This window comes from Pseudomonas sp. PS01299 (assembly GCF_029960145.1).
GTDB lineage: Bacteria > Pseudomonadota > Gammaproteobacteria > Pseudomonadales > Pseudomonadaceae > Aquipseudomonas > Aquipseudomonas putida_A.
In genome coordinates, this window is sequence record NZ_JASCPO010000269.1 from 1 (window position 1) to 6,992 (window position 6,992).

Annotated in this window: 6 protein-coding genes; 4 read left to right on the forward strand and 2 right to left on the reverse strand. The window is 61.0% G+C overall.

What is annotated here, in order from left to right:
• Positions 1–89: 89 nt before the first annotated feature.
• Positions 90–1,484: a HAMP domain-containing sensor histidine kinase gene (locus QMX91_RS27325; RefSeq protein ID WP_027613240.1), complete on the reverse strand. Its 1,395-nt coding sequence runs from the start codon at positions 1,482–1,484 to the stop codon at positions 90–92.
• Positions 1,462–2,145 (reverse strand): response regulator transcription factor, encoded by a 684-nt coding sequence (locus QMX91_RS27330; RefSeq protein WP_027613239.1) that lies wholly within the window; start codon positions 2,143–2,145, stop codon positions 1,462–1,464. Before QMX91_RS27330 ends, QMX91_RS27325 begins: the two co-directional genes overlap by 23 nt.
• Before the next feature lie 307 nt (positions 2,146–2,452).
• Here QMX91_RS27330 and QMX91_RS27335 point away from each other — a divergent pair, with 307 nt between their 5' ends.
• The 4 genes from QMX91_RS27335 to hcnC all read left to right on the forward strand — a co-directional run bounded on the left by QMX91_RS27335 (position 2,453) and on the right by hcnC (position 6,801).
• On the forward strand, positions 2,453–3,394 hold the full coding sequence (locus QMX91_RS27335) for a hypothetical protein (protein WP_027613238.1): 942 nt from the start codon (positions 2,453–2,455) through the stop codon (positions 3,392–3,394).
• Between the two features lie 434 nt (positions 3,395–3,828).
• A complete protein-coding gene (hcnA, locus tag QMX91_RS27340) occupies positions 3,829–4,143 on the forward strand; it encodes a cyanide-forming glycine dehydrogenase subunit HcnA (protein ID WP_027613237.1) in 315 nt (104 codons plus the stop codon).
• Entirely contained in the window at positions 4,140–5,549 is a 1,410-nt protein-coding gene (hcnB, locus tag QMX91_RS27345; RefSeq protein WP_098968199.1) for a cyanide-forming glycine dehydrogenase subunit HcnB, read from the forward strand. Before hcnA ends, hcnB begins: the two co-directional genes overlap by 4 nt.
• Complete coding sequence (gene hcnC, locus QMX91_RS27350) at positions 5,542–6,801, forward strand: cyanide-forming glycine dehydrogenase subunit HcnC (RefSeq protein WP_282413661.1); 1,260 nt, start codon at positions 5,542–5,544, stop codon at positions 6,799–6,801. The genes hcnB and hcnC overlap by 8 nt, the downstream gene beginning before the upstream one ends.
• The last annotated feature ends 191 nt before the right edge of the window (positions 6,802–6,992 follow it).

The window sequence follows — 6,992 nt, forward strand, 5'->3', positions numbered from 1 at the left end:
CGCGATAGCGGTCGATCATTCAACAATTATGTTGGCTGACCCACCGATATCGCGAGCAGGCTCACTCCTACAATGCAGCGCGGTGATTCTCAGGACTGCGAGATCAAACTCTGTCGACAATCCAGCACCAGCTGCGCACCGCCCAGCTCACTGCTGCCCACCTCAAGATTGAAGCCATGCAGGCTGACAATCGCCGCGACAATCGATAGACCCAGGCCAAAGCCACTCTGTGGTTGCCCGCCCTCGGCACGATAGAAACGCTGGAACACCGCCTCACGCTCGGCTTCGGGAATCCCCGGTCCGGAATCGTGGACTTCGATCCGCGTATGCCCACCGTCATTCACTCCGCGCAAAATCACCGTACCGCCCGCCGGAGTGAACTTGATCGAGTTGCTCAACAGATTGGCCAGCGCCTCGAACAGCAACGCCCGGTCGCCATTGAGCGGTGGCAGGGTTTCCGGCATGTTCAGCACGAACAGCAGTTCGCCTTCCTCGGCCAGTGGCAGGTAAAACTCATGCAGTTCTTCCAGCAGTTGCACCGGATCGAGCTCGACAAAACCTGAGCGGCGCTGACGATCTTCCAATTCGGAAATCCGCAGCAATCCGCGAAACCGCGCCATCAGCGTGTCCGCCTCGGCCAGCACCAGGTCCAGTTGCGCCGCCTCCTGTGAGCCTTCACCAGCCTGCTGTTGCATGCGATACAACTGCGCGCGCAAACGCGTCAGCGGCGTGCGCAAATCGTGGGCGATGTTGTCGCACACGCCTTTGACTTCATGCATCAGCCGTTCGATGCGATCGAGCATGGCGTTGACGATGGCGGCGAGCATGTCCAGTTCATCGCGGCGGTTGGACAGCGGCAAACGGTGGGTCAGGTCGCCAGCGACAATCGCCTGGGCGCTGTCCTGAATCGCGCGGATGCGGCGCATTGGTCGGCGGCGCAGCAAATGCCAACCGGCAATCCCCGGCAGAATCGTCAGTGATACCCCCCAGAACAATGCATGCAGAATGATCCGCGTCACGGCGAACAACGAACCGTTGTCGCGCAGCAACACCAGCCAGCGGCCGTCGCGGGTCTGAGTCGCCACCGCGTCGCAGCTGTCGGCGGGCAGGGTTGGGTCATCGGAATCGGCGCAGTCATCCAGGGTGTGGATCTTGCCATCCAGCGGCAGGCCTTCGGGCAGTTGCTGCAAAGCACCGCCGAGGTAAACGCCCTGGGCGTCGAACAGGCCATAGGCGTCGATGCCGCGTATATCAAAGGTCATGCTGGCGGCGAGCGCTTCTTCCAGCTGCTCACCGCGAAAGTGCGAAAACAGATGCTGACGTTGCATCAGCGAATGCTTGGCGAGGTTATCGAGATAGCTGGAGACCTCGAAATACATGACCCCCATGAGGATCGCGCTCCAGGCCACGAACAGCGAACTGTACAGCGCCAGCAGTCGACTGCTGGAGGAGCGCCAGCCGTCAGACGGGTTCGGCAATGACATAACCCGAGCCCCGTACCGTGCGAATCAGCGGAACATTGCCCGCCGCGTCGATCTTCTTGCGCAGACGACCGATGTGTACGTCGATCAGGTTGGTGCCCGGGTCGAAGTGATAGCCCCAGACCTCTTCGAAAATCATCATCCGCGACAGGATCTGCCCGCTGTTGCGCATGAGAAATTCCAGCAGCTTGTATTCGGTGGGGAGCAGCGTCAGCACCTGCCCGGCGCGGCGTGCTTCGTGGCTGATCAAGTCCAGTTCGAGGTCGGCAACCTGCAACGTGGTGGCCTGGGTGGCAACGCTGTTCTGGCGGCGCAGCAGCACTTCCACACGTGCGGCCATCTCGTCGGTGGCGAACGGTTTGGTCAGGTAATCATCGCCGCCGGCGCGCAAGCCGCGCACGCGCTCATCGACATCGGAGAGGGCGCTGATCATCAGAATCGGCGTGGCCACGCCCATGGTGCGCAGGGTGGTGACGATCGCCAGGCCATCGAGTTCCGGCAGCATGCGGTCGAGGGTGATCAGGTCGTAGTTGCCGCTGACGGCTCTGTCCAGGCCTTCGCGGCCATTGTCGACCCAATCCACTTGCAGGCCGTGGCTGCTGAGTTCGGCGACGATTTCACGGGCAGTCACGGCGTCGTCTTCGATGGTCAAAATACGCGTCATAGGGCAGGCCTTGATCGGTTCAAACGGAATGGCAGCATTTTGCCAAGTATTTTGCGTCGCGCTTTAAATTAACTTTCATGTATAGCCTGTCACAAACGTCAATTCGGGGCGCTTCGCGGCGTTGGCGTCAATGCATAAAACCCGCTGCTTTCCGTCCATTGTTGCAAATTGCAATGAATGTAGAAGTTCAGTCTTTTTAAATCATTGAAATTTAAGGATTTATTTCGGGGTCTCGACTGGCACGGTCGCTGCAATTCATCTCGTGACGAGTTGTAACACCATTTTTCATGCCTGGAGCACTACAACAATGAATAGATCCTCTGATGGGTTTTATCCTGCCTTCGAAGGAGAGTCGAGCAACGTGTCAGGCGTGTCCTGGGGCGCGATTTTCGCGGGCGCAGCGGCGGCCGCAGCACTGTCGATGATTTTAGTGCTGCTTGGCTTCGGTTTGGGATTCTCTGCCGTTTCACCTTGGGCCGGGGAGGGCATCAGCGCCAAGGGGCTGGGGATTTCGACGATTGTCTGGCTGGCGGCGACGCAAATCATCGCCTCCGGTCTGGGTGGCTACATCGCCGGTCGGCTGCGGGTGAAGTGGGCCAACATGCACGGGGATGAAGTGTATTTTCGTGATACTGCCCATGGCTTCCTCGCCTGGTGTGTGGCCACGCTGGTCACCGCAGTATTGGTAGTCGGCTCGGTCAGCAGTGTGATCAGTGGCGGTGTGCAGGCCGGTGCCAGTGTCGCCGGTGGCGCAGCGGCTGCCGCGACTCAGGCTGCCGGTAGCGCAGCGGCCAACACCGACAGCAATCAGTACGGTTACTACATCGACAATCTGTTCCGCGATGACCGTCCAGCATCGGTCAGTGATGATGCCGCCCATGGCGCCGTAGCGCGGATCTTCGCCCAGAGCCTGGCCAACGGCCAACTCAGTCCGGAAGACCGTACCTACCTCGCGCAACTGGTCGCACAACGAACCAATCTGAGTCAGGCCGACGCCGAGAAGCGTGTCGATGAAGTGTATGCCCGCACTCAGAAAGCCATCGCCGACGCCAAAGTCAAAGCCCAACAGGCTGCCGACACCGCTGCGAAAGTTGCTGCCTGGACCTCGCTGTGGATGTTCATCGCGTTGCTGGCCGGTGCGTTCTTCGCCAGTCTCGCCGCCACCTTCGGCGGTCGTCGCCGGGATGCGGTCGAGTACGTTGAAGTCGAGACCTACGCCACCACGACCACTCTGCCTCCAGTCCGTTAACAAGGAGAATCACCATGCGCTCTCTATTACTGTTTTTCCTCGGTGTGCCAATCCCGATCATCATCCTGATCGCCCTGTTCGTACACTGATTCCAATGCTCCATTGAGGCCCATGCCTCGGCCGCTTTCACTTCACGGTGAAAGCGGCTTTTTGCTTTCTGGCGTGCACCATTCGTCTTCTTCAACCGAATCGTTGAACAATCCGACCGCTTTCACTGGCCTGGATCAATATTCGCGTTTGTAACTTCCCCTAACGTAAATGTTCCAGGCCTTCGCTGAGGTTTGAACTACAGTGCTTCACGCGCACTTTGCTGCGCTGACGAAGTACCCGCGAGCCCGCCTGTAATCGAACAATTAAACGGGCCGCACGGTGTAGAGCAGCAAGGAGCTGACGCAATACCTTCCCCCTGAACCTTTTCACGGATGAACTTCGTAATGCACTGCCTAGAACGCACTTTCGATATCCAGCCCCTGACCCAGGCGGATATGACCGTCCACATCAATGGTCAACCGGTGACGGCGGCCATTGGCGAAACCGTCCTGAGCGTTATCCAGTCCCTTGGCGTGCGCCAGGTCGCACGCAATGACCATGGCCAGATCAGCGGCGCCTACTGCGGCATGGGTGTGTGCCAGTGCTGCCTGGTGAAGATCAACGGCCGCCACAAGCGCCGTGCCTGTCAGACCGTGGTGCGCGACGGCATGCAGATCGAAACCCAGGTCAACCGCATCAACGAGCAGGAGGTCGTATGAGCCTCCAACCGGTGATCGTCGGCGGTGGTCCGGCGGGAATGGCGGCGGCCATCGAGCTGGCGCGTCATGGGGTGCGCTGCACCTTGCTCGAAGAGGCCTCGCGTCTTGGTGGCGTGGTCTATCGCGGGCCGCTGCGCGACGGCGTGCAACTGGATTATCTGGGGCCGCGCTATTCCGAAGCCCTGAGCAAACTGCACGGTGATTTCCAGGAACAGTCCGGGTTGATCGACGTGCGCCTCAATCATCGCGTGGTCGGCGCCGAAGGCACCCGCGCGCTGGTGGTGCTCGACGGCGACGAGCAGCTGCACGAGATCGAATATCCGCAATTGCTTCTGGCCGCCGGCTGCCACGAACGCAGCGTGCCGTTTCCCGGCTGGACCCTGCCGGGGGTGATCATGCTCGGCGGCCTGCAACTGCAAATCAAAAGTGGCGTGGTCAAGCCGCAGGGGCCGGTGGTCATCGCCGGTACCGGGCCGTTGCTGCCATTGGTGGCAACGCAGCTGCACGCGTCCGGCGTCAAGGTCGCGGGCGTGTACGAAGCCTGCGCCTTCGGCAAGATCGCCCGCGAAAGCCTGGCGTTGCTGAACAAGCCGCAGCTGTTCCTCGACGGTTTGAGCATGCTTGCTTACCTTAAACTGCACGGCATCCCGATGAACTACGGCTGGGGCGTGGTCGAAGCCCACGGCGACGGCGAGCTGAAAAGCGTCACCGTGGCACCTTACTCGGCCAGCTGGGAGCCGGACCTGACGCGCATCGAGCGCTTCGAAGCGCAGACCCTGGCGGTCGGTTACGGCTTCATTCCGCGCACCCAACTCAGTCAGCAGATGGGCCTCGATCACGGTTTCAGCGACGACGGTTACCTGCGCGCCAATTCGAACAACTGGCAGCAAAGCAACGAGCCGCACGTGCATCTGGCCGGTGACATGGGCGGGATTCGCGGCGGTGAAGCGGCGATGCTTGCCGGCAAGATCGCCGCGACCTCGATCCTCCTGCAACGCGGGGTGATCGAAGAAGAGCTGGCGCGGGTTCGCCGCGATCGTTATCTGGGCAAGCTCAAATCCATCGTGCGCTTCCGCGCGGCTGTTGATCGCTACACCGAACGCGGTGTCGGCCAGACCGCTTTGCCGGCCGCCGACACCGTGATCTGCCGCTGTGAACACGCCACCCGCGCGGACATCGATCTGGCACTGGAGCAGGGTGTGCAAGACATCGCCAGCCTGAAAATGCGCACCCGCGTCAGCATGGGCGATTGTCAGGGGCGGATGTGTGTCGGCTACTGCAGCGACCGTCTGCGTCAGGCCACCGGGCGCAAGGACGTCGGCTGGCTGCGTCCGCGCTTCCCGATTGATCCGATCCCTTTTTCCGCGTTCCAGTCCGTCGGCACGGAGGCCGCATCCCATGAGTAAGTTCTATGACGTGATCATTGCCGGCGGCGGCGTGATCGGGGCGTCCTGCGCCTATCAATTGTCCAAGCGCCAGGGCCTCAAGGTGGCGGTGATCGACGCCAAGCGCCCGGGCAACGCGACCCGCGCTTCGGCCGGAGGCTTGTGGGCCATCGGCGAGTCGGTGGGGCTGGGCTGCGGGGTGATTTTCTTCCGCATGATGTCGGCCAACCGCAAGCGCGAAACCCAGGGCGCGGCGGTCGCGGTGGACGCCAGCACGCCGCACATCCTGCCGGAGTCCTTCTTCGATTTCGCCTTGCAGTCCAATGCGCTGTACCCGGCGCTGCATCGCGAGCTGAAGGACAGGCACGGGATGGATTTCAAGTTCGAAAAGACCGGGCTGAAGTTCGTCATCTATGACGACGAAGACCGCCTCTACGCCGAGCACATCGTCAGTTGCATTCCGCATCTGGCCGATCAGGTACGCTGGCTCGATCAGGCGGCGCTGCGTGAAGCGGAACCGAGCGTCAGCCATGAGGCCCGTGGCGCGCTGGAGTTTCTTTGCGATCACCAGGTCAGCCCGTTCCGTCTCGCCGACGCCTACATGGAAGGCGCGCGGCAGAATGGCGTCGACATCTTCGTCAACACCAACGTCACCGGTGTGTTGCACCACGGCAGCCGCGTGACTGGCGTGCAGACGGCCGAGGAGGGCGTGTTCCACTGCAAGACCCTGATCAACGCCGCTGGTGCCTGGGCGGCGGACTTGAGTGAGTGGGCGACGGGGATTCGTATCCCGGTGAAACCGGTCAAGGGCCAGATTCTGCTGACCGAGCGCATGCCGAAGATCCTCAACGGCTGCCTGACCACCAGCGACTGCTATGTGGCGCAGAAGGACAACGGCGAGATCCTGATCGGCAGCACCACCGAAGACAAAGGCTTCGACGTCACCACCACCTACCCGGAAATCGCCGGACTGGTGCAGGGCGCGGTGCGGTGCCTGCCGGAACTCAAGGACGTCAATCTAAAGCGCACCTGGGCCGGACTGCGTCCGGGCTCGCCGGATGAGCTGCCGATCCTCGGGCCGATGCGTGGGGTGGAGGGTTACCTGAATGCCTGCGGACACTTCCGCACCGGTATTCTGACCTCAGCGATCACCGGCGTGCTGCTGGACAAACTGGTCAATCAGGAAGCGCTGCCGCTGGATATCACACCGTTCCTGGCGGATCGGTTTGAGACTGTACCGGTCAAGCAAGAGCTGGAGTTAGAGCTGGCCTGACCCAATCCCCTGTAGGAGCTGCCGCAGGCTGCGATCTTTTGATTTTGACCTTAAAAATCAAAATCAAAAGATCGCAGCCTTCGGCAGCTCCTACAGAGGTCGAGTTTGCCGATCAATTGTAGGAGTGAGCCTGCTCGCGATGGCGGTGTGTCAGTAACAGAGATGGGTACTGATAGATCGCCATCGCGAGC